We start from the raw sequence: 19,781 nt of genomic DNA, 5'->3' as shown, positions 1-19,781 counted from the left end.
ACCAAACCATGCAATACGATATCCGACATCCCGATTTCGAAGCGGTCATCGTTCCGGACGCGACGGTGTCGCAACTCGCGACAGGGTACGAGTTCGTCGAAGGCCCGGCCTGGCATCCAACCGAAGGCCATCTGACCTTCAGCGACATCGCGGGCGATGCGATGTACCGCTGGCGACCCGGAGATGCGATGCCATCGGTCTTTCGCCAACCCAGCCACAAGGCTAACGGCAACACCTATGACGCGGCGGGCCGGCTTCTGACCTGCGAGCATGCAACCAGCCGTGTTGTCCGGCTTGAGGCAGACGGGTCTCTGTCGGTCCTCGCCAGCCATTTCGGAGACAAGGAGTTGAACGCCCCCAATGACATCATCGTCACTCGCGACGGCACCATCTGGTTCTCCGACCCGCTTGCAGGCCGAAAGCCGTTCTTCGGCGTCGAACGCGATCAGGACCTCGATTTTCAGGGCGTCTGGCGGATCCGGCCCGAGGCAGAAACGGCTGAACCTGTCGCCCGCGACTACGAGCTGCCGAACGGGCTTTGCACCAATGCCGAAGAGACGGTGCTCTACGTCAATGACACCCTTCGCAAACACATCCGCCGCTACGATGTGACGGCTGACGGAGAGATTTCGGGAGGCGCGGTGTTCGCGGAACTCACTGGCGCGGGCGAGGGTGTGGCCGATGGCATGAAATGCGACGCCGAAGACCGGGTCTGGTGCACCGGACCCGGCGGCGTGCAGGTTTTCTCACCCGATGGCGTGTCGCTCGGCGTGATCCTGATCCCCGAAAAGACCGCGAACTTCACATGGATGGGGGCGGATCGCCGGACGCTGGTGACAACCTCATCGACATCGCTCTATACGATCCCGGTGAACGCCACCGGCCATCACCTGTTTTGACCGCCATGAAGAACATCCTCTTCATCATGGCGGACCAGCTTCGCTACGACTATCTCGGTTGTGCTGGCCATCCGTCACTAGAAACGCCGAATATTGACGCCCTGGCGGCGCGCGGTGTTCGCTTCTCGCAGGCCTATGTGCAATCGCCCGTCTGTGGCCCGTCGCGGATGTGTTTCTATACAGGCCGTTATATCTCCACCCATGGCGCCACCTGGAACTATGTGCCGCTGCCGACCTCTGAGATGACGATGGGCGATCATCTGCGCCCGCTTGGGACCGATGTCTTGCTGGTCGGCAAAAGCCATGTCACCCCAAACCTCGACGGCCTGGCGCGCCTGGGAATCGATCCAAACACCAAGGAGGGCCGCCTGATGGCGGAAGGCGGCTTTCGCGTGTTCGAACGCGATGACGGGATCCATGCCGATGCCGCCGTCAAGCCGGATTACGCTTATAATCGATACCTTGAGGAGCACGGCCTCGGAGGTCCGAACCCGTGGCACTACCGAGCGAATGCCACCGGCGACGCGGAGCCAAAATCCGGCTGGTATCTGCAGAATGTCGGTGCGGCCGCGCGTGTTCCGGCGGAACACTCCGAGACGGCTTACATGACCAATCGCGCGATGGAGTGCATCGCCGCACAGACCAACCAATGGTGCCTGCATCTGAGCTATATCAAACCGCACTGGCCATATGTGGCACCGGCGCCCTATCACGCGATGTACGGAGCCGCGGATGTGCCCCCTGCCCTACGTGACCCGCGAGAACTGGACGATCCCCACCCTGTGCTCGCCGCCTATCACGCGCGCGAGGAATGCCGGACCTTCTGCAGGGACGAGGCGCGCGACACGGTGATCCCCATTTACATGGGCATGATCAAACAGATCGATGACGAGATCGGGCGTCTTATGGCCTTCCTCGAAGACCGCGGCGCGCTTGATCAAACCATGATCGTCTTTACCAGCGATCACGGCGATTACCTTGGCGATCACTGGTTGGGCGACAAAGAGATGTTCCATCGCCAATCGACGCGTATACCGCTCATTGTGGTCGATCCCGACGCAGCGGCTGACGGCACGCGCGGCACCGTCTCCGCGCGCCCCGTCGAATCTATTGATCTGTTGCCGAGCTTCGTTGACTGGCTCGGCGGTGAGGTGCCCGATCACATCCTAGAGGGCCAGTCGTTGCTGCCGCTGCTGCATGGGCAAGATATCCCCTGGAGGGATACGGTTTTCAGCGAGCTGGACTATTCCTTCCGGCAGCAGCGCCGCGAGTTGAATGTCCCACCGCACGCCGCACGCGCTTATAATCTACGCAATGCGCGCTGGAACTATGTCTATTTCGAAGGCTTTCCGCCACAACTCTTCGACCTGGAAACCGATCCTGACGAGTTCGTCGATCTCGGCCGCGACCCGGCCTATTCAGACATCTGTGCCAAGCTTGAAGCGCGCCTGTTCGCGTGGTTGCGCGCTCGCAAACGTCGCGCGACGATCTCAGACGCAGCGATCGAGGCAAAGACCGAAAGCTGGCGCAAGAATGGCGTCTTCGCCGGCGCATGGAGTCCTGAGGACCAAGAATGATCGTTGATGTGCGCCGCTACACCCTGAAACCGGGACATCTCGCCCCCTATCTCAGCCGCTATGGCGCGGCGGGCTACGCGGCGCAGGAACGCCATCTGGGCACAGCTCTGGGCTGGTTCATTGCCGATGTCGGCCCACAAAACCATGTCCTTCACCTATGGGGATATGACGACACCACAGACATGGAAACCCGACGCGCCGCCATGGCTCAAGACCCTGAATGGATCTCTGTCAGACAGGATTTCAAGGGCCTGTTCTCCGATCAAGAGACCGAGGTGATGCGGCAAATCCCTGACCTGCCTTATACGCGATCCGCGACCACGCCGGGCCTCGTGGACGTTCGCTGCTACGCACTTCATCATGGTGACATGTCCGCGTTCCTCGACATTCTCAAGACACGGTCCGCGCCTGTCCAGGCCCGACATTGGACGGACAACATCACCTATCTGATTAGTCAGACCGGCAGACAGAACCGTATCCTGCATATCTGGGGCCATGCCGATCACGCCGAGCGCCTTGCCCGGCGGCAAGCGCTTCTGGCAGACCCCGACTGGCAAGACTGCATGAAGGCCTTCCTTCCGATGATGGCCGATATGCAGACCTTCACGGCGACGCCGGCTCCGTTCTGGACCCGACCGGAAAGGAGGGCCTGAGCCATGGATCTTCGGCTGACGGGAAAACGCGCCTTGGTGACCGGCGCTTTGGGCGGTGTTGGCCGCGCCACGGTCAACCTTCTTCTTGCCGAGGGTGCATTGGTCTTTGCCACCGATCTCGCGCCGACAACAGACGTGTGGGACGACACCGGCGGGGTAACCTATCACCCGGCAGAGTTGCGCGATCCGGACGCGATCCAGGGCCTCGCAGCCGCCGCACAGGATGCGCTTGGCGGTCCGGTCGAGATTTGCATCAACAATGCCGCCATTACCCACAGGACCGATTTCCTGGATATGGAAGGCGAGGATTTCGACCGTGTCTATGAAATCAACCTGCGGGCGCCGTTTCTGTTGGGACAAGCCGTTGCCCGGGCGCTGGTCGCCGCAGGCGCCCCCGGCAGCATCGTTAATATCGGATCGGTTAACGCGCAACTCGCGCTCCCTGACAATGCGGCCTATGTGGCCAGCAAGGGCGGCCTCTTGCAGCTGACCCGCGCCATGGCCATCGCGCTGGCCCCCGATGGCATCCGCGTGAACATGGTGGCCCCCGGCAGCATCGACACGCCCCTGCAACGCAAAGGGCAGTCCCGCTCTCCCGCGCTCCGCGCCCGGGTTCTGTCACGTACTCCGCTCGGCCGCCTTGGGGCCCCGGAGGAAGTCGCCGACGCGATCATCTACATGGCAAGCCCCCGTTCCAGCTACATCACCGGCGAATGCCTGTTCGTCGATGGCGGGCGAATGCCGCTCAATTTCACCATGCCGGGTCCCGGCACGAACACCTGACCCAACGGAGGCCTCCAATGTCCAAAGGACAGCACCTCATCGCCGGGACATGGATCGGCGGCGAAGACACATTCAGGAACACCCCCATCGCCGGTGCGGCCGAAGCCTTCGCCAAGGGCACACCCGCCCTCATCGAGCACGCCGCTGTTGCCGCCGAAGACGCTTTTGCCGCCTTTGCCGCCACCAGCCGGGCCGAACGAGCGGCGTTGCTGCGTGACATTGCAGTCCGCATCGACGCCGTCGGCGATGCCATCACCGAGATTGGAACCCGTGAGACCGGCCTTCCGGCGGCTCGGCTGGAAGGCGAGCGCGGGCGCACGGTCGGCCAACTTCGGCTCTTTGCCGACCACATCGACGCCGTCGGCGATGCCATCACCGAGATTGGAACCCGTGAGACCGGCCTTCCGGCGGCTCGGCTGGAAGGCGAGCGCGGGCGCACGGTCGGCCAACTTCGGCTCTTTGCCGACCACATCGACGCGGGCGATTACCTTGACCGGCGCCATGATCCGGCCATGCCCGACAGAACGCCACTGCCGCGCCCGGAGCTACATATGATCCAGCGCCCGATTGGCCCCATCGCCGTGTTCGGCGCCTCCAACTTCCCGCTGGCATTCTCGGTCGCAGGCGGCGATACGGCCTCGGCTTTGGCTGCCGGATGCCCTGTCGTCGTTAAGGGGCATGAAGCTCACCCCGGAACGTCCGAAGTCGTGGCCGAAGCGATCGCCGAGGCGATCGCCGCCGCCGGTTTACCTGGGGGCGTGTTTTCACTTGTCCATGGCGGCGATCACGCCGTCGGTACGGCGCTTGTCACCCATCCGCTGATCCGCGCCGTCGGTTTCACCGGGTCGCTCGGCGCAGGCCGCACGCTGTTCGACATGTGCGCAAACCGGGCCGAACCAATCCCCTTCTATGGCGAGTTGGGCAGCATCAATCCGGTCTTTCTGATGCCTGCGGCGCTTGCGGCCCGGGGCGTTGAGATTGCCAAGGCTTGGGCCGGATCGCTGACCATGGGGGCCGGGCAATTCTGCACCAACCCGGGCGTTGCCATCGCCATCGAGGGTGCCGACGCGGACATCTTCGCCGCAGAGACGGTCGCGGCCCTGTCCGGTGTCGCGGCGCAAACCATGCTGACAGACGGCATCGCCTCGGCCTACCGCGCAGGGCGGGATATGCTTGTCGGCGCGCCCCGCGTGGAAACGCTCTTTGTCTCGGACGATGCATCGCGGGCTGCGGGCCCGGATCTGTTCCGCGTTTCGGCCCGAGACTGGATGGTGGACGACACCCTCCGCCACGAGGTTTTCGGGCCCGCCGCGATACTGGTGGTGGCGGCAGATAGCGCCGAAATGGAAACTGTCGCCGCCCAGCTTGATGGACAGCTAACGGCCACCCTGCAGATGGACGATGCGGATCACGATGCGGTGCGCCGCCTTCTCCCCAGTCTGGAGAGAAAGGCGGGGCGCATTCTGTTCAACGGATTTCCAACTGGCGTCGAAGTGGCTGACGCCATGGTCCATGGCGGTCCCTATCCGGCCTCGACCAACTTCGGGCAGACCTCGGTGGGGACACTCGCGATCAGACGTTGGCTTCGACCGGTCTGCTACCAGAACACGCCGGAGACGCTACTGCCGAGCGATCTCAGATCGTCTTTCGTCAGGGTTTCTGGCACGAAGAGCGGCCTAGTTTAGGAGAGATTTTGGCCCCTCTGTCTGATTGCATTATGCGGCACGTTTTCTGTGTTGTACCCGACGCGCTTCGAGTGTCTTTCGTTTGATCCTTTCCCTTTGTTGTGGAATGGCCTTGTCGCGCCCGGAGTAAACGTCAGCGAGTGTGACGTTGTCGCTGACCACAATGCAGGAATGCCTCCGCATTTCTGCGATCCGATCCAATTCTCCCGCGACCCGAGTGCGCGAGAGCAACATGTCCACGACGGCAGCCCGGCATTCCTGGCTGAAATCACCGATGATGCAAAGGATGCGGAACCACGAGGCGTCCGAGAATGCGTCCAACATGAGACCGAGCGGCCAGTGTTTGTTTGGCCACTGCGGAATCGCCTTAGAGGCTCTCGTACCGATCGCACGCTTGCGTCCGCTCTGTTTTGCGTAAGGCCAAACCCATCGGTTCCGATGCGCTTCAATCTGGCTAAACCCGCGCAACCGCCAAACGCACGATATGGCGCCTCAGAAGGCGACTTCACGTTGCAAGCACGGTGCACAAAACTCCTCTTAAGGTATTGAAAAGATAAGTAAACCTGTCCAATCCATCATCGGGGCGATGGAAAGCCTCGCATTTTGCCTTGCTGATAATCTCTGCATCTTCAAATCGTTGACACACGTTGTTGAACTGTTTGAGCCCTCCTGCTCCGATCATCGTGCCAGCCAATGGCCTCTCATGACGCAGATAGCGCGCAGGGAAAAACAGCGTCCTTCATCGGGCTCGCCTTTGAAACTGGGGTGAGGCTGTGACGTTCAAGCGGGCCATGTCCATCATCTCTAGCCGAAGCCGACTTGAACCTCAGAGCAGTGTTACACCGTGGAATGAACAATCGACTTTAAGGAAGCCAGCTTTCCACCTCTCCCAGATATGGAGCGGATCGGGGAGACTGAAACGACATGCCCCTCAGCCCCAGTTCTCGGCCAATCCACGCAAAATATCGGTGCGGCTGATCAGCCCAAGAAGTCGCCCGTCTTCCACCACGGGAAAGCGCCGATATGGGCCGTCAAGAAACTGCTGACAGGCGGTGAGAAGGTCCAGGTTGGGGTCCATTGTCACAACATCTTTGGCCATATAAGCGGAGACAGGTTTGCCCCATTCGCGGTAATAGCTGGCCTCCAACGCCGCGCGCAGACCGTCCTTCTCCGTCAGAATACCGACCAGCCGCCCCGCTTTGTCGACCACCGGCGCGCCCGAGATCTTGTGATCCAACAAGACATGAACGGCGCTGTTGATCTCTTGTTCTGGGCTGAGCGTGACCAACGTGCGATTCATGTAGTCGGAAACGAGGCTGAGTGTGCTCATCCCCCCTGCCCTCCGCCACCGGATTTCGGGCAAGCCGCGCAGCCGCCCGGCACCGCGCAAGATATCCCGCCGCAGGACCCTTTGATCGGCCCGCGCCCGAGCAAAACACCGATCGCAAGGCCCAAGATCATCAAACCGATGAGCGCCAAGGTGAACAGAAATGTCGTCATGCCGCTGTCTCCTTTCCGATCCTCTCAGGCCACGACATGGTCGGCAAAATCACCGGTCATGACAGTTTGCCCCGCCGTAGCCGCATCGAGGATGAAGAGTGCCGAGACCCCATTGGCCCGCGCGAACGCGGGGCCGCCTGCGCCCATCGCCAGCAGCGCCGTGGCCATGGCGTCCGCCTCCATCCCCGTCGGGGCTAGGACAGAGACCGAAGCCGCGAAGCCTACCGCCGGGCGGGTGCTGCCCGGATCGATCACATGGCTGAGCGCGATGTCTCCCGAAACACCGTTGGCCCGATGTCCGGATGTGGCCAGCGCCAGCGCACCCGGCGTCACGATTGTGTGCGCGGCAAAGCCGGGCGCCAAGGGGTCTTCAATCGCCACCTGCCAGGGTCGTCCGGAAGGGTGCCTCCCAATCGCGCGCACCTCGCCGCCCAGTTCAAGCAGCATGTTCTCCGCGCCTTGCGCCACCAGCCCGTCGGTTAAGAGATCCAGGGCAAAGCCTTTCGCAATCCCGCAGAGGTCGAGCGTGACACCCGGCACCTCCTTCCGCACCGACTCCTGACCCAGAACAATCGCCTCGGCACTGCCCGCCTGCCCGGTGATTGGCCCAAAGCCAAAACGCTGCACCTGTGGCCCGATTGTGGGGTCAAAGGCACCCTGGGTGGTCTGGTGAATCTCCAAAGCCGCGCGCGCGACATGCGCCATCGAGGCGGGAACCGCGATCTTCTGCCCGACTTCCGCGCGATTGAAGCGCGACAACGGCGAGGTCTCTCGATAAGGCGACATGGCCGCATCAACAGTGGCGATTTGGTGGCTGATCCAGGGGCTGATCAAAGCCGGGTCTCGACCGCCAGAGACCAGCCGCCACGTGCTACCAAAGGCCGGGCCGCCAGCGATGCGTGCGCCGGTTGCGCCGGTGCCTGACCATCCCGCATCAGGCATCAGGCCGAGAGCCAAACCGCCAAGGATCATGTTGCGCCGGGTCTCATCCATCGCTCACACTCCGAAATCATCGTTGAAGATGCGGTCGGGTTCCACGCCCAGATCGTCCAGCATCTTGAGCACCGCCGCGATCATCATCGGCGGGCCGCAGAGGTAAAACTCGCAGTTCTCCGGGTTCGGGTGGTCGCGCAGATACCGTTCCCAAACGACAGTGTGGATGAACCCGGTCGCGCCGCTCCAATCATCCTCTGGTTCGGGGTCGGACAGGGCAACGGTCCAGTCAAAATTCGCATGCTTTTCGGCCAGCGCATCCAGCTCGTCGGCATAGAACAGATCCGCGACGCTGCGCGCGCCATACCAGAAGCTCATCTTGCGGGGGCTGTGCCGCGCCTCCAGCGTTTCGAAGATCATCGCGCGCAACGGCGCCATGCCAACCCCGCCGCCAAGGAACACCAGCTCACGGTCGCTCTCTTGCACGCGGAAGGTGCCAAAGGGCCCGGCAACAGAGACCGGATCGCCAGGTTGCACCGAGAACAGCCAGGATGAGACGATCCCCGGCGGCGCCCCCGCAGCTTTTGGCGGCGGCAGGGCCAGGCGGATGTTCAAAACCACGCGCCCGGCGCTGTTATCCTCCGGCCGGTTAGCGATGGAATACGCGCGGGTCACCGGCTCGTCGGTACGGACGGAAAGCGGGCGGAGCGGTTCCCAGACAGTCTCAAACGGCGCAGGCATCTCAATTTGATCAAAGCTCAGATCGTAAGGTGGCGCGGTGATCTGGATGAACGCACCCGCAAAAAGATGCTCGGCCTTGCCCTCAGGCAGGTCCAGAACGATCTCCCGGATCAGGGGCGTCAGCGCGGTGACGGAGGCGACGCAGGCCTCAAAGGCCTCGGCGGCCAACAGATCATCGCTGACATGGACCGCCATATCGCCACGCAAGGTAACTTGGCAGGCCAGATGCGTGCCATCGCGGCGCTCGGCCGGGGTCAGCCGGGCCAGCTCCACCGGTAAGGGCGGTGGGCCATCGCCGGTGATCTGCACCCGGCATAGCCCGCATGTGCCGGCCCCGGCGCAGGCCGAGGGGACCAGAACGCCGTGATCGTTCAGCGCGGTCAGAAGTTTCTGTCCGGTCACCGTTTCAATCCGGTTGGTGTCATTCACAGTGATCGTCGTGGGGCGCGCGGGCATCATGACCCGCCTGGCCAGGATCACCACGCCGGTCAGCGCCAGGGTCATGGCGACGAGAAAGACGATACCGAGGATCAGATTGCTCATAGCGGCACCCTCGCAAAGGCCGCGAAGCCAAGCGACATCAGGCCGGTGACCAGGAAGGCGCTGGCCAATCCCTGCACACCTGCAGGCATATCGCTATAGCGCAAGCGCTCGCGAATGGCCGCGAAGGCGATGATTGCAAGCGCCCATCCAACGCCGCTGCCAAACCCATAGACCAGGGATTCCGGGACGGTGTATTGCCGCTCGGCCATGAAGAGGCTGCCCCCAAGGACGGCACAGTTCACGGTGATCAGCGGCAGGAAGCTGCCCAAAGCAATGTAAAGGCGCGGGAAATAGCGATCCAGCGTCATCTCTAGCACCTGCACGATCGCCGCGATCACGCCAATGAAGGCCACGAGCCGCAAGAAAGACAGATCGACATCGGGCAGGCCCGCCCAGGCCCAGGCCCCGTCCACCAAAGCTCCGTTCAGGATCAGCGCGTTGACCGGCACCGTGATCGTCTGGACTGCGATGATGGCCAGGCCAAGCCCAATCGCCGTATCCACCCGTTCCGAGACGGCGAGGAAGGTGCAGATCCCGAGGAAATAGGCCAGCGCCAGGTTTTCCGAGAAGATCGAGGCGATCAGAAGTTCGGTCATCCGCGCCCCCTATCCCCGGCGAGCTGGTACTGCGCAGGCTCGACCTGATCCGCGCGGGCGCTGCGGATCGCCCAGATCAGCAAGCCGATGATGAAGAAGGCCGCGGGCGCCAGCTGCATCAGGCCGAGGGGTTGGAACCAGCCACCATCCTCCACTGGCGTCAGCAGCGTGACGCCCAATAGGCTGCCCTGCCCCAGAAGCTCCCGGATGCTGCCCACCACAATCAGGATCAGGCTATAACCCAAGCCGTTGCCAAGCGCGTCCAACACCGATGGCCCTACCGGATTGCGCATCGCGAAGGCCTCCGCCCGCCCTAGAACGAGGCAGTTGGTCACGATCAGGCCCACGAAGACCGACAAGGCGCGGCTCAACTCAAAGGCGAAGGCGCGCATCAACTCGTCGATCACGATGACCAGCGAGGCGATGATGGTGATCTGCACGATCAACCGGATCACATGGGGGATGTGGTGGCGTATGAGGCTGATGATGGCCGAGGCGAGGCAGATCACCGTCGTCAGCGCCAGCGACATCATCAGCGCCGTGTCGAGCGATGTGGTCACGGCAAGCGCCGAACAGACCCCGAGGATTTGCCGGGTGACCGGATTTTGGTCGATCAGCGGGGAGACAATGCGCGTCAGGGTGTTTGCCATATCAGAGACCTCCGTCGCGCAATTGGTCGAGAAATGGGCCAAAGCCATGCGGCCCCATCCAGTAGCGCAGCATATCGGCCACCCCATGACCGGTGCGTGTCGCGCCCGAGATACCGTCAACCTGATGCGGGCCGCTGGCTTGCCCGCGCACCACATCGATCACGATCTGACCACTGGCATCGGCCAGTTCCCGCCCGGGCCAAAGCGCTTGCCAGTCCGGATCTTCGATGCGTGAGCCCAAGCCGGCTGTTTCGCCTTGTGCGGTAATAGTCAGGGCCGCGACAGTGTTGAGATCGGCCTCAAGTGCCAACAACGCCTCGATCCGGGACTGATATCCCGTGCCAGAAACCGGCAACACGATCAGAGCAACGCCCCCGTCACGCTCGAGAATATGCACCGGGGCAAGCGGCGCGCGCTGCCGCAAGCGGGCGAGGTCTTGCGAAGCCGGGATCGCCACCGCCGTTTCCGGGTCATTGGCGGCAGCGTTGGCGTCATAATCGGCGGCGGACATGTTGGGCACAATCTGACCACTGGCCAGATCGACCAGATAGGTCGTCAGGCCATCCGCCCCGGTCTCGGTCAAAAGCTCCCCCATGCCGGGCAGCGTGTCCAACATGGCCGCCATTCGGGCGGCGCGTTCGGCCTCAAGATGAGCTTGCTGTCGCGGTTCCAGCAGGGTCGCGGCACTGGCAACCAAAACCGCACAGATCACGGCCGTGAGGCTCGCAACCCCTACGATCTTGACCGGATCGTCATTGTCACGCGCCAGAAAGCGCCAGCGGGAGAGGGTTGGATCAGCCATGGTGCCTTTGCCTTCTCCAAGCACTGAAACTCAGCACGATATGGTCGATCAGCGGTGCCATGAGGCTCGCCATCAGCGCCGCAAAGACCAAGGCGCCGGCCCCGGGCGGTCCGTCGCCGAGGCCCGCGAAGACCCAGGCGAGACCACCGGCCAAGGCACCATGCAGCACACGGCCCCAGGATGTGACAGCGGCGGAGGTCGGATCGCAGATCAGAAACACCAGCGCGACGCTGCTAGTGGTCAGCAGGATGATGGCCGTCTCGAAACTGCTCACCCCGAGGACCAGGATCATCACGACCAAAAAAGACAGAGCAATGCGCAAGCTCAACAGCCCCGTCGCCAAAAGCAACGCTGCCCCCGGCAGGCAGGCCAGGGCCAGCGCCGAGCTTGGTGGGACAAGGGTCAGATCGGGGAGCGACAAGAGCGCGAGTGCCAGGGCGACCGTCGCCGGCGACAGAAAGGCAAAGCCGCGCCCACCAAAGATTCGCTCCCCGATGACGCAACCAAGCGACAGAACGACGACCAGATGCCACAGCGGCATGTCGGCGGGCACGAAAAGCGTGAAGATCGCGGCGGTGGTGAGACCATGAGGCTCAAAGCGGCGATGGCGCAAAGCGGCAAAAGCATAATCCCAGATCAGGACAACCAGAAGCGCGGCGAGCAGAATGCCAAGGGTCGCGGCGCCACCGTGCCAGAGGCTCACCCCAAGGGGCGGCAAGAGCGCGAGGCTTTGAATCGCGACGAGCCCGCCAGCCCCCCGACCGTGCATGAGCAACGCAAACCGGGTCATGCGGCGTCCTTCTGCAACTGATCCAACACGTCGCGCAGGCAGCGTTCGTAATTGGTGCCGCTGGCGCAGAGCGCCGTCAGCGGCACTACATCCTCTTCCAGCAAATCGAGGCAGCCGAGGCGTGCGCAGGCCTCCAAATCACCAATGCTAAGGGCGCGCATCAAGGGCACGGCTTGTACATGGGCCGGAAGAGCGCGGTCGAGCCCGGTCAGCGGGATCAAGGGCTGCGGCCCCGTTGGTCTCCGCGATGTGCTCACATCGGCAAGCGCCGCATCAAGATGGTGTCGCCCCAGATAGGCCGCAGGATGGCTATAGCCGTGCGGGCCAGACCTCGGTTCCAAATCAGGAGAAAGGGCACCATCCGCCGCGAACAGCGTCCGCAAATCCGCCCCAAGCGGCGCTTGCATTATCTGTGCCCGCGCGCGTCCTTCGGGTTGCAAAGAAATCGTTCGGATCGGGTCATAAATACCGGTGCGCCGTATCGATCCAATCGCGACGACGTCCTGATAGCCAATGGTCCAAACCTGCCCCAATGGGCCGACGGGATTGAGCCGTGCGACCTGCCCACCCGGCCGATGCCAGTCGCGCGCGAACCGCTTGCGATGCGCTTTGATACGCGGATTTGCCGGGATCGGGACCGTCGATTGAGCCGCCAGGCAGAGGTGAACTGGCCCTTCCGTTAGTTCGGTCAAGGCGTTCATGCCGTCGGCGAAGTCGCTCTGCCGGTCAGACAAGATGGCTTGCGGGTCAAGCGCGCTGCCACATGCCGGAACGGCGGAGACGATGATGGCGTCCGGGCCGGCCTCCGGGTCGGGCGGACCGCCATAGGGGCGCGTCACAAAAGCGGGCCAGAGACCGCGAGACAACAGATATCTGCGCAGATCGCCCCCCTCAGGTAACATGTTGGCGGGGCCGGCCGGGCCGCCCTTTGCCGGTTCGATAACAATCGCCGAAAGGGTGCGCCGTGGCCCAAAACCTATGCTCGCCACACGGCCCCGAATCGGAGAGACAAACTCAATCTCCGGTCGCTTCACATCGTGAAAGAGCACCTGCCCCGGGGCTACAACCTCGCCCTCTGCCACAACCGCACGCGGCCGCAAACCCGGGTAATCCCGGCCCAGAAGGGCAACGGGTACAGGGGAAGGCGGCAAAGGGTCGGACATCATCGATACGCCTGTTCTTGGCCCTGATGGGCAGCAAACTCCGCCCACCTTCTCGGAGCTTGGTCCGGCGCACATTGATCTTGGTCAATTACCCGGTTCGCAATTTGTGGCCGGATAGGCGCAGACCCATAGCCCGCCCCGCCGCCAGCCCATTTGGAGGACATCCCATGTTCATTCGCCCCCTCGCCACATTCGCGTTGGCCGTCGCGCTGCTCTTGCCAGCGGCCGTATTGGCCCAAGATCGCGGCCCCACTCTGACGGAGATCACCGAAGCCTGGCTGGCGTCGCCCCATGCGGACCGCTCTGCCGGGGCCTTTACCCATTGGGACGAAGACGGCGAAATTCCGGGCCGCTGCGCCGTCTGCCACTCCTCAACCGGCCTGTTGGATTATCTGCAAGGACCGATGGAAACGGTAGGCGCCATAGACCATCCCGTCGGGATCGGCACCGTGGTGAGCTGCGCGACCTGCCACAGTTCTGCGGCGGTGAATCTCGACAGCGTGCCCTTTCCCTCGGGCGTTCATGTGACGCTTGAGCGTGGCTCTGCCGTCTGCGCGGTCTGCCATCAGGGTCGGGCCGCAACCGGCACCGTGAATACCGCGATCGGGTCTGGCGAACCCGACACCGTGTCGGCCGATCTGGGCTTCATCAACTCGCATTACGCGCTGTCGAGTGCCGCCCAACAAGGCAGCGCGGTGCATGGCGGTTACGAGTATCCAGGCCGCCGATATGCCGGGCCATACGCCCATGTTCCCGAGTTCAACACCTGCGTCTCGTGCCATAGGCCGCACAGCCTTGAGGTCAACTTGGCCAGTTGCACAAGCTGTCACGAAAACGCCGATAGCTTCGCCGCAATCCGCACGTCACCGCTGGATTATGACGGCGACGGTGACACGAGCGAAGGCATCACCGCGCCAATCGCGACGCTGCATGCGCAACTTGGTGAGGCCATCGCGCTTTATGCCGCCGAAGTCGCGGGTACACCGATTGTCTATAGCACAGGGTCTTTCCCGTATTTCTTCATCGATACCGATGGGGATGGGGCGGTGTCCGAAGGCGAAGACGCCTATCCAAACCGGTATCAGAGCTGGACGCCGCGCTTGCTGCGCGCCGCGTATAACTACCAGTTCGTCGCGCAAGATGGCGGCGCATCTTACTCGCACAACCCGCATTACGCGCTGCAACTGCTCTATGATTCCCTTGCCGATCTGAGCGAAAGCGTCGCGGTTGACCTTTCGATGCTGACCCGACCTTGAGCGATCGTACGACCAACAAAGCGCCCCGATCACCACCATCGGGGCGTTCTTCCTTTCTGGTTGGATGAAGAAAGCTACCCCATCCGCGCAGCAAGGAACGGCACTGCAGAGGCCAGCGTCGCGATTTTGGGATAGTCCGGTTCCGCCACATCGATACCGAAACGGACATGAAGCGCCGTGACGAGGTTCAAGATATCCATCGAATCCAGGTCCAGATCGGGAGCGACGCTGGTCAGTTCTTTCAGAAAAGCAACGCGGATTTCGTCTTCGGTCATAAGGCCTCCGGAGATGTCAGATGGGAGTCGAATGCAGTCAGGAAACGAGACGCTTGGCGCCCGTCATTGACCCTGTGATCGACGGAGAGGGTCAGGTGAATCACCTGGCGCGGCTGAAGCGCCCCATCGACCACCCACGGTCGAAGCTGCGGCGCGCCCAGCCCGACCAGCGCCACCTGCGGCGGGAAGATGACGCCGCCCATCGTTTCCGCCCCGCTGTCGCCAAGGCTCGACAAGGTCAGTGTGCCAGCGGTCATCTCGGTTCCGCGCAAACGCCCGGCTCGGGCACGGGCGACTAAATCGCGCATCGCCATCATGGTCTCATCAAGCGTCAGCGTGTCAGCCTGCATCACCGCAGGTGCAACCAACCCGCCCCCGCGAAGCGCAATTGCAAGACCCACATTAACATCGGACGCGGGCTGGAAATCGCTGCCCTCGTAGTGGCCGTTCATCGTTGGGCAGGCCCGCGCGGCCAGGGCCGTCGCCCGTACCAAGAGCGCGCCGAGCAACAGCCGCTCCGCCGGCGGGCGGTTGGTATTTAGCGTTGCCAGGTGGTCCAACGCCGGTTGCACATCAATGGTTTGCGATAGGTAGAAATGCGGAATGGTTTGTTTGGACCGTGCCATGGCCGCAGCAATGGCTTTACGCATTTCGGCTTTCGGGTCTTTCTTTGTCGGCGCGGTGGCTTGCGGTGGGGGCACGGCACCCTGGCCGCGCGCGACATCGCCCAGAACAATCACCCCATCTGGTCCGGTGCCCGAGATCCCACTCAGGTCGACGCCGATTTCCTGCGCTCGCAATCGGGCCGCAGGCGTGGCGCGTGGCTGATCCGAGGTGGACGGAATAGTGGAACCGGCCGCGCCATCAGCACGTGGCGGCCTTGCCGGTGGAGCCGCGGCGGGCGGAACTGGCCGCTCTGGGCTTGGTGCTGGCGGCGCGTCCGGTTGGGCCTGCGGCGCGGCGGCAGGCATGGGTTCCGGCGCCGGTTCTGGCACGTCTCCCTCGCCGATCACAGCCAAGGGTGCACCAACCGGCACCACCTGGCCCACCGGGACGAGCAGTTTCGAGACTGGTCCGACCTCGAAACACTCGATCTCGATTGCGCCTTTTTGGGTTTCGACAACAGCCACCACATCGCCGCGCGCGACGGTGTCGCCCTCGGCAATCATCCATTCGACAAGAGTACCATCTTCCATATCCGCCCCGAGTGAGGGCATCGCAAACACACCCATCTTAGCGCCCGAACAGCGATTTGGCCGCGGTGACAATGCTGTCGATCTGAGGGATCGCTGCCTCTTCCAGATGTTTGGGATAGGGGATCGGCACCTCAACCGAGCAAACCCGGCCCACCGGCGCATCAAGCGACCAAAGCGCCTGCTCCATAATTCGGGCGGAGATTTCGGCGGCGAGCGACCCGCTGCGCCAACCTTCATCGACGATCACGGCACGGCGGGTTTTGCCCACCGAAGCCAGGATGGTGGCATCATCCAACGGTCTTAGGCTGCGCAGGTCGATCACCTCGGCCTCGATCCCGTCTTTGGCCAGTGCCTCCGCCGCATCAAGCGTTTTGAACAGCGATCCACCATAGGTGATCAGGCTCAGATCGGCGCCCTCGCGGCGTATAGCGGCCTTGGAGATATCGACCGCGCCTGCGGCTTCATCAATCCGGCCCGAACGGTTATAAAGCATCACATTTTCGAAGATCAGCACCGGATCAGGGTCTTCGAGCGCCGTCCAGAGCATCCCGCGCGCATCCTCGAGCGTGGCTGGCACCAAGACTTTCAGTCCGGGGATGTGGGCATACCAGCCTTCCAAACTATGCGAATGCTGCGCAGCGAGCTGCTTGCCTGCGCCGGTCGCCATGCGGATCACCAGCGGCACGCCGAATTGCCCGCCCGACATATGCCGCAGCGTCGCCGCCGTGTTCAGAATCTGATCCAGCGCCAACATCGAGAAGTTTACCGTCATCAGTTCCACGATAGGCCGCATACCTGCGACGGCGGCCCCGATCCCGGCCCCGGTGAAGCCAGACTCTGACAGCGGCGTATCGCGGATGCGCGCCTCACCAAACTCGTCCATCAAGCCTTTCGAGACCGCGTAGCAGCCGCCATAGGCCCCCACATCCTCGCCCATCAGAAACACCCGATCATCACGCAGCATCGCATCAAGGATGCCTTGCTTGACGGCCTCGCGATAGGTGGTCTCCACGGTTGTGCCAGAAGGTGTCGCCGCCGCTCGTGGTGCCGGTTGCGGCCCAAGAACATGCTCGGTGAGTGCCGCCACGGGCTCCCATGTTCCAGCTTCGGCGAAGGCGACGGCCTCAGCAATCTCGGCATCGGCGGCGTCTTCGATCGCCTGCACGTCCTCTTTGTGGACCAAATTGTTGTCGAGCAGCCAGGATCGGAAGCGGACAATCGGGCCTTTTTGTCGCCAGGCGGCGACCTCATCCTTGTCGCGGTAAAGCTGCGGGTCGAACATCGAATGGGCCCGGAACCGATAGGTCTGACATTCCAGAAGCATCGGTGCGCTGGTCTCGCGGATCTGCGCGATGGCGCGCCGCGCGGCGGCCTCCACCGCGACGACATCCATGCCGTCGACCTGCTCCGCCGCCATGCCGTAACCTGCGGCCTTCTTTGCCACCTCAACCTGCGCCTCGGTCCGCTCGATGGCCGACCCCATGGCGTAGCCGTTGTTTTCGCAGACAAACAGCACCGGCAGGCCCCAAAGCTGTGCCAGGTTCATCGCCTCGTGAAACTCGCCCTCGGCCACCGCCCCTTCGCCAAAGAAACAGGCAGTCACATTTTGGGTGCCGTTCATCCGGTCGGCCAGGGCCCGACCCGTGGCCAGCGGCAAACCGCCGCCGACAATTGCGTTCCCGCCCAAGAAATTCGTCTCGGCATCGAACAGATGCATGGAGCCGCCGCGCCCACCGGAGCAGCCCTCGGCCTTGCCATACATCTCGGCCATGATCGTGGTCATTGGCACGCCGCGCACCAGCGCGTGGCCATGTTCTCGGTAGGTCGCGACAACCGCGTCGTCGGGACCAAGAACAGGAATGATCCCCGCGGCCACGGCCTCCTCGCCGTCATAGAGATGCAGGAACCCCCGGATCTTCTGCTGCGTATAAAGCTCGGCGCATTTGTCTTCGAACCGGCGGATGCGGATCATTTCGCGCAGAAGCGCCAGCACATGTGCCCGGTCGAGGCGCGGTTTGTCGATCACAGTCATGTCTCGTCAATCTCCAATGTGGAAATATCGCCCTCGGGCAGGCCCAGTTCGCGCGCCTTCAGAAGCCGTCGCATGATTTTGCCGGAGCGGGTCTTGGGCAGGGTTTGGCGGAACACGACCTCGCGCGGGGCGACGGCGGGGCCGAGTTTCTTGCGGGCATGGCCCCGGATATCGCGTTCCAACTCGGCAGAAGGCTCAACGCCGGGGTTCAAGGTGACATAGGCTTTCACCACTTCGCCCGCCGTCTCATCCGGCAAGCCGATGACACCGGCCTCGGCCACGGCTTCATGTTCGATCAAGGCGCTTTCCACCTCGAACGGTCCGATCAGATGGCCAGAGGTTTTGATCAGATCGTCGGCCCGGCCCACGAACCAGAAATACCCCTCCGCATCGCGGAGTGCGAGATCACCGGACAGGTACCAGCCATCGACGAAACACTTATCGTAACGCGCCTGTTCGTGCAGATAGGTGCGCATCATTGACGGCCAGCCGGGCCGCAGCGCCAACTCGCCAATCTCCCCAACCGGCATCTCGGTCAGGCCGGTGTCGCCACGCTCGACAATCCCGGCGGTGATCCCCGGCAAGGGGCGCCCCATGGAGCCGGGCTTGACGGTCTCGCCTGGGCAATTGGCGATCATGATGCCGCCGGTCTCGGTCTGCCACCAATTGTCGTGGAACGGCTGGCCGAACACCTCTTCGCTCCAGACCACCGCCTCGGGGTTCAGCGGTTCACCGACACTGGCCAGAAACCGTAGCTTGGAGAAATCATAAGGTTTCGCCGCCTCAGCCCCGGCACGCATCATCATACGGATCGCCGTGGGCGCCGAATACCAAACCTCGACGCGTTCCCGCTCGACGATGCCGTACCAGCGGTCAAGATCGAACTCCGCCTCATCCACGATCATCGTGACCCGGTTCACCAGGGGGGCAATGATCCCGTAAGACGTGCCGGTGACCCAGCCAGGATCGGCGGTGCACCAATAGATCGTACCAGGCTTCAAATCGAGCGCGACGCGCCCGGAATAGGCATGATAGACGACAGCGCCATGGACATGGACCGCCCCCTTGGGCTTGCCGGTGGTGCCAGAGGTGAAATGGATCAACGCGGGGTCTTCAGGTGCGGTACGCACCGTCTCGAACACTGGGCCAGCCGCCGCCAGCGCCGGGCGAAGGGCGATACACCCGTCTGGCGCGTCATCGCCCAGGATCATCACCAGTTTCAGCGAGGGGAGCTCATCCCGCCATTTCGCGATCTTGCGTTGATAGATCTTCGCCGTCGTGACCAGGACTTTGGCCGATCCGATTTCCATCCGCGTTTGAATCGGCTCCGGCCCGAAGGCCGAGAAAAGCGGCGTGAACACCAACCCAGCCTTCAGCGTGCCGATTGCCGTGGCATAAAGCTCGGGCACCCGGCCCATCAACGCAAAGAGGCTATCCCCTGGCACGCAGCCATGGGCGTGCAGCACATTGGCAAATCGCGCCGACATCGCCGCCAACTCGGTATAGGAAATCTCGCGCCGCTCATCCGCTTTGCCCAGCCAAAGGATGGCGGTGTCATCGCCGTGGCCTTGCTGCACATGCCGGTCCACCGCCTCATGGGCGATGTTCATCCCCCCATTGAGCCCACTGACATCGGCTGTTTCGGTGAAAATGGACGCGGCGGCAGTCTTCGAACCTGTTTCGATCATGGTCTCCTCCTCATCGGAA

Annotated in this window: 19 protein-coding genes; 6 read left to right on the top strand and 13 right to left on the bottom strand. The window is 62.9% G+C overall.

Going from position 1 to position 19,781, the window contains the following annotated elements:
- Positions 1 to 8: 8 nt before the first annotated feature.
- Genes GTF44_RS09080 through GTF44_RS09060 form a run of 5 tightly spaced genes read left to right on the top strand, consistent with a single transcriptional unit; the run spans position 9 to position 5,597 of the window.
- Positions 9 to 899 carry an SMP-30/gluconolactonase/LRE family protein gene (locus GTF44_RS09080; protein WP_171560820.1) on the top strand — a complete coding sequence of 297 codons (891 nt, stop codon included), beginning with the start codon at positions 9 to 11 and terminating at the stop codon, positions 897 to 899.
- Between the two features lie 5 nt (positions 900 to 904).
- Positions 905 to 2,476: an alkaline phosphatase family protein gene (locus GTF44_RS09075; protein WP_171560823.1), complete on the top strand. Its 1,572-nt coding sequence runs from the start codon at positions 905 to 907 to the stop codon at positions 2,474 to 2,476.
- The gene (locus tag GTF44_RS09070) at positions 2,473 to 3,129 is read left to right on the top strand and encodes an NIPSNAP family protein (RefSeq protein ID WP_171560825.1); all 657 of its coding nucleotides are present in this window, start codon (positions 2,473 to 2,475) and stop codon (positions 3,127 to 3,129) included. The genes GTF44_RS09075 and GTF44_RS09070 overlap by 4 nt, the downstream gene beginning before the upstream one ends.
- A 3-nt stretch (positions 3,130 to 3,132) precedes the next feature.
- Positions 3,133 to 3,912 carry an SDR family NAD(P)-dependent oxidoreductase gene (locus GTF44_RS09065; RefSeq protein ID WP_171560828.1) on the top strand — a complete coding sequence of 260 codons (780 nt, stop codon included), beginning with the start codon at positions 3,133 to 3,135 and terminating at the stop codon, positions 3,910 to 3,912.
- Between the two features lie 17 nt (positions 3,913 to 3,929).
- Positions 3,930 to 5,597: an aldehyde dehydrogenase (NADP(+)) gene (locus GTF44_RS09060; RefSeq protein WP_171560831.1), complete on the top strand. Its 1,668-nt coding sequence runs from the start codon at positions 3,930 to 3,932 to the stop codon at positions 5,595 to 5,597.
- 931 nt (positions 5,598 to 6,528) lie between these two features.
- Here GTF44_RS09060 and GTF44_RS09055 read toward each other — a convergent pair.
- Genes GTF44_RS09055 through GTF44_RS09015 form a run of 9 tightly spaced genes read right to left on the bottom strand, consistent with a single transcriptional unit; the run spans position 6,529 to position 13,318 of the window.
- On the bottom strand, positions 6,529 to 6,927 hold the full coding sequence (locus GTF44_RS09055; RefSeq protein WP_171560835.1) for a CBS domain-containing protein: 399 nt from the start codon (positions 6,925 to 6,927) through the stop codon (positions 6,529 to 6,531).
- Positions 6,924 to 7,097, bottom strand: coding sequence for a hypothetical protein (locus GTF44_RS09050; protein WP_171560838.1), 174 nt, complete (start codon positions 7,095 to 7,097; stop codon positions 6,924 to 6,926). The genes GTF44_RS09055 and GTF44_RS09050 overlap by 4 nt, the downstream gene beginning before the upstream one ends.
- Before the next feature lie 24 nt (positions 7,098 to 7,121).
- Positions 7,122 to 8,090 carry an FAD:protein FMN transferase gene (locus GTF44_RS09045; protein WP_171560841.1) on the bottom strand — a complete coding sequence of 323 codons (969 nt, stop codon included), beginning with the start codon at positions 8,088 to 8,090 and terminating at the stop codon, positions 7,122 to 7,124.
- A 3-nt stretch (positions 8,091 to 8,093) separates the two neighbouring features.
- Positions 8,094 to 9,314: an NADH:ubiquinone reductase (Na(+)-transporting) subunit F gene (gene nqrF / locus GTF44_RS09040; protein ID WP_171560843.1), complete on the bottom strand. Its 1,221-nt coding sequence runs from the start codon at positions 9,312 to 9,314 to the stop codon at positions 8,094 to 8,096.
- The gene (nqrE, locus tag GTF44_RS09035; protein WP_171560846.1) at positions 9,311 to 9,910 is read right to left on the bottom strand and encodes an NADH:ubiquinone reductase (Na(+)-transporting) subunit E; all 600 of its coding nucleotides are present in this window, start codon (positions 9,908 to 9,910) and stop codon (positions 9,311 to 9,313) included. Before nqrE ends, nqrF begins: the two co-directional genes overlap by 4 nt.
- Positions 9,907 to 10,560 (bottom strand): NADH:ubiquinone reductase (Na(+)-transporting) subunit D, encoded by a 654-nt coding sequence (locus GTF44_RS09030; RefSeq protein WP_171560849.1) that lies wholly within the window; start codon positions 10,558 to 10,560, stop codon positions 9,907 to 9,909. The genes nqrE and GTF44_RS09030 overlap by 4 nt, the downstream gene beginning before the upstream one ends.
- A gap of 1 nt (position 10,561) precedes the next feature.
- A complete protein-coding gene (gene nqrC, locus GTF44_RS09025) occupies positions 10,562 to 11,362 on the bottom strand; it encodes an NADH:ubiquinone reductase (Na(+)-transporting) subunit C (protein ID WP_171560851.1) in 801 nt (266 codons plus the stop codon).
- Positions 11,355 to 12,152, bottom strand: a complete 798-nt coding sequence (locus GTF44_RS09020; protein ID WP_171560854.1) for an RnfABCDGE type electron transport complex subunit D — start codon at positions 12,150 to 12,152, stop codon at positions 11,355 to 11,357. Before GTF44_RS09020 ends, nqrC begins: the two co-directional genes overlap by 8 nt.
- Complete coding sequence (locus tag GTF44_RS09015) at positions 12,149 to 13,318, bottom strand: hypothetical protein (protein WP_171560857.1); 1,170 nt, start codon at positions 13,316 to 13,318, stop codon at positions 12,149 to 12,151. Before GTF44_RS09015 ends, GTF44_RS09020 begins: the two co-directional genes overlap by 4 nt.
- 164 nt (positions 13,319 to 13,482) lie before the next feature.
- Between GTF44_RS09015 and GTF44_RS09010 the strand changes: the two genes are divergently transcribed.
- Entirely contained in the window at positions 13,483 to 14,571 is a 1,089-nt protein-coding gene (locus GTF44_RS09010; RefSeq protein WP_216365013.1) for a polyheme membrane-associated cytochrome C, read from the top strand.
- 74 nt (positions 14,572 to 14,645) lie between these two features.
- Here GTF44_RS09010 and GTF44_RS09005 read toward each other — a convergent pair whose 3' ends face one another.
- From GTF44_RS09005 to acsA, 4 genes are read right to left on the bottom strand one after another with little or no spacing between them, the layout of a single operon-like run.
- A complete protein-coding gene (locus GTF44_RS09005) occupies positions 14,646 to 14,846 on the bottom strand; it encodes an acyl carrier protein (RefSeq protein WP_171560859.1) in 201 nt (66 codons plus the stop codon).
- Entirely contained in the window at positions 14,843 to 16,078 is a 1,236-nt protein-coding gene (locus tag GTF44_RS09000; RefSeq protein ID WP_171560862.1) for a dihydrolipoamide acetyltransferase family protein, read from the bottom strand. The genes GTF44_RS09005 and GTF44_RS09000 overlap by 4 nt, the downstream gene beginning before the upstream one ends.
- Position 16,079: 1 nt before the next feature.
- Positions 16,080 to 18,074 (bottom strand): pyruvate dehydrogenase (acetyl-transferring) E1 component subunit alpha, encoded by a 1,995-nt coding sequence (gene pdhA / locus GTF44_RS08995; RefSeq protein ID WP_171560865.1) that lies wholly within the window; start codon positions 18,072 to 18,074, stop codon positions 16,080 to 16,082.
- Positions 18,071 to 19,762, bottom strand: coding sequence for an acetate--CoA ligase (gene acsA / locus GTF44_RS08990; protein WP_171560867.1), 1,692 nt, complete (start codon positions 19,760 to 19,762; stop codon positions 18,071 to 18,073). The genes pdhA and acsA overlap by 4 nt, the downstream gene beginning before the upstream one ends.
- Positions 19,763 to 19,781 lie beyond the last annotated feature (19 nt).

The sequence above is a fragment of the Roseobacter sp. HKCCD6576-2 genome (assembly GCF_013179285.1).
In the GTDB taxonomy this organism is placed as follows: domain Bacteria; phylum Pseudomonadota; class Alphaproteobacteria; order Rhodobacterales; family Rhodobacteraceae; genus Rhodophyticola; species Rhodophyticola oceani.
This window is presented reverse-complemented; position numbering and strand designations above follow the sequence as displayed.

Coding starts and splice junctions, on each gene's coding strand:
- GTF44_RS09080 (WP_171560820.1), top strand. CDS start 9: ATGCAATACGATATCCGACATCCCGATTTCGAAGCGGTCATCGTTCCG.
- GTF44_RS09075 (WP_171560823.1), top strand. CDS start 905: ATGAAGAACATCCTCTTCATCATGGCGGACCAGCTTCGCTACGACTAT.
- GTF44_RS09070 (WP_171560825.1), top strand. CDS start 2,473: ATGATCGTTGATGTGCGCCGCTACACCCTGAAACCGGGACATCTCGCC.
- GTF44_RS09065 (WP_171560828.1), top strand. CDS start 3,133: ATGGATCTTCGGCTGACGGGAAAACGCGCCTTGGTGACCGGCGCTTTG.
- GTF44_RS09060 (WP_171560831.1), top strand. CDS start 3,930: ATGTCCAAAGGACAGCACCTCATCGCCGGGACATGGATCGGCGGCGAA.
- GTF44_RS09055 (WP_171560835.1), bottom strand. CDS start 6,927: ATGAGCACACTCAGCCTCGTTTCCGACTACATGAATCGCACGTTGGTC.
- GTF44_RS09050 (WP_171560838.1), bottom strand. CDS start 7,097: ATGACGACATTTCTGTTCACCTTGGCGCTCATCGGTTTGATGATCTTG.
- GTF44_RS09045 (WP_171560841.1), bottom strand. CDS start 8,090: ATGGATGAGACCCGGCGCAACATGATCCTTGGCGGTTTGGCTCTCGGC.
- nqrF (WP_171560843.1), bottom strand. CDS start 9,314: ATGAGCAATCTGATCCTCGGTATCGTCTTTCTCGTCGCCATGACCCTG.
- nqrE (WP_171560846.1), bottom strand. CDS start 9,910: ATGACCGAACTTCTGATCGCCTCGATCTTCTCGGAAAACCTGGCGCTG.
- GTF44_RS09030 (WP_171560849.1), bottom strand. CDS start 10,560: ATGGCAAACACCCTGACGCGCATTGTCTCCCCGCTGATCGACCAAAAT.
- nqrC (WP_171560851.1), bottom strand. CDS start 11,362: ATGGCTGATCCAACCCTCTCCCGCTGGCGCTTTCTGGCGCGTGACAAT.
- GTF44_RS09020 (WP_171560854.1), bottom strand. CDS start 12,152: ATGACCCGGTTTGCGTTGCTCATGCACGGTCGGGGGGCTGGCGGGCTC.
- GTF44_RS09015 (WP_171560857.1), bottom strand. CDS start 13,318: ATGATGTCCGACCCTTTGCCGCCTTCCCCTGTACCCGTTGCCCTTCTG.
- GTF44_RS09010 (WP_216365013.1), top strand. CDS start 13,483: ATGTTCATTCGCCCCCTCGCCACATTCGCGTTGGCCGTCGCGCTGCTC.
- GTF44_RS09005 (WP_171560859.1), bottom strand. CDS start 14,846: ATGACCGAAGACGAAATCCGCGTTGCTTTTCTGAAAGAACTGACCAGC.
- GTF44_RS09000 (WP_171560862.1), bottom strand. CDS start 16,078: ATGGGTGTGTTTGCGATGCCCTCACTCGGGGCGGATATGGAAGATGGT.
- pdhA (WP_171560865.1), bottom strand. CDS start 18,074: ATGACTGTGATCGACAAACCGCGCCTCGACCGGGCACATGTGCTGGCG.
- acsA (WP_171560867.1), bottom strand. CDS start 19,762: ATGATCGAAACAGGTTCGAAGACTGCCGCCGCGTCCATTTTCACCGAA.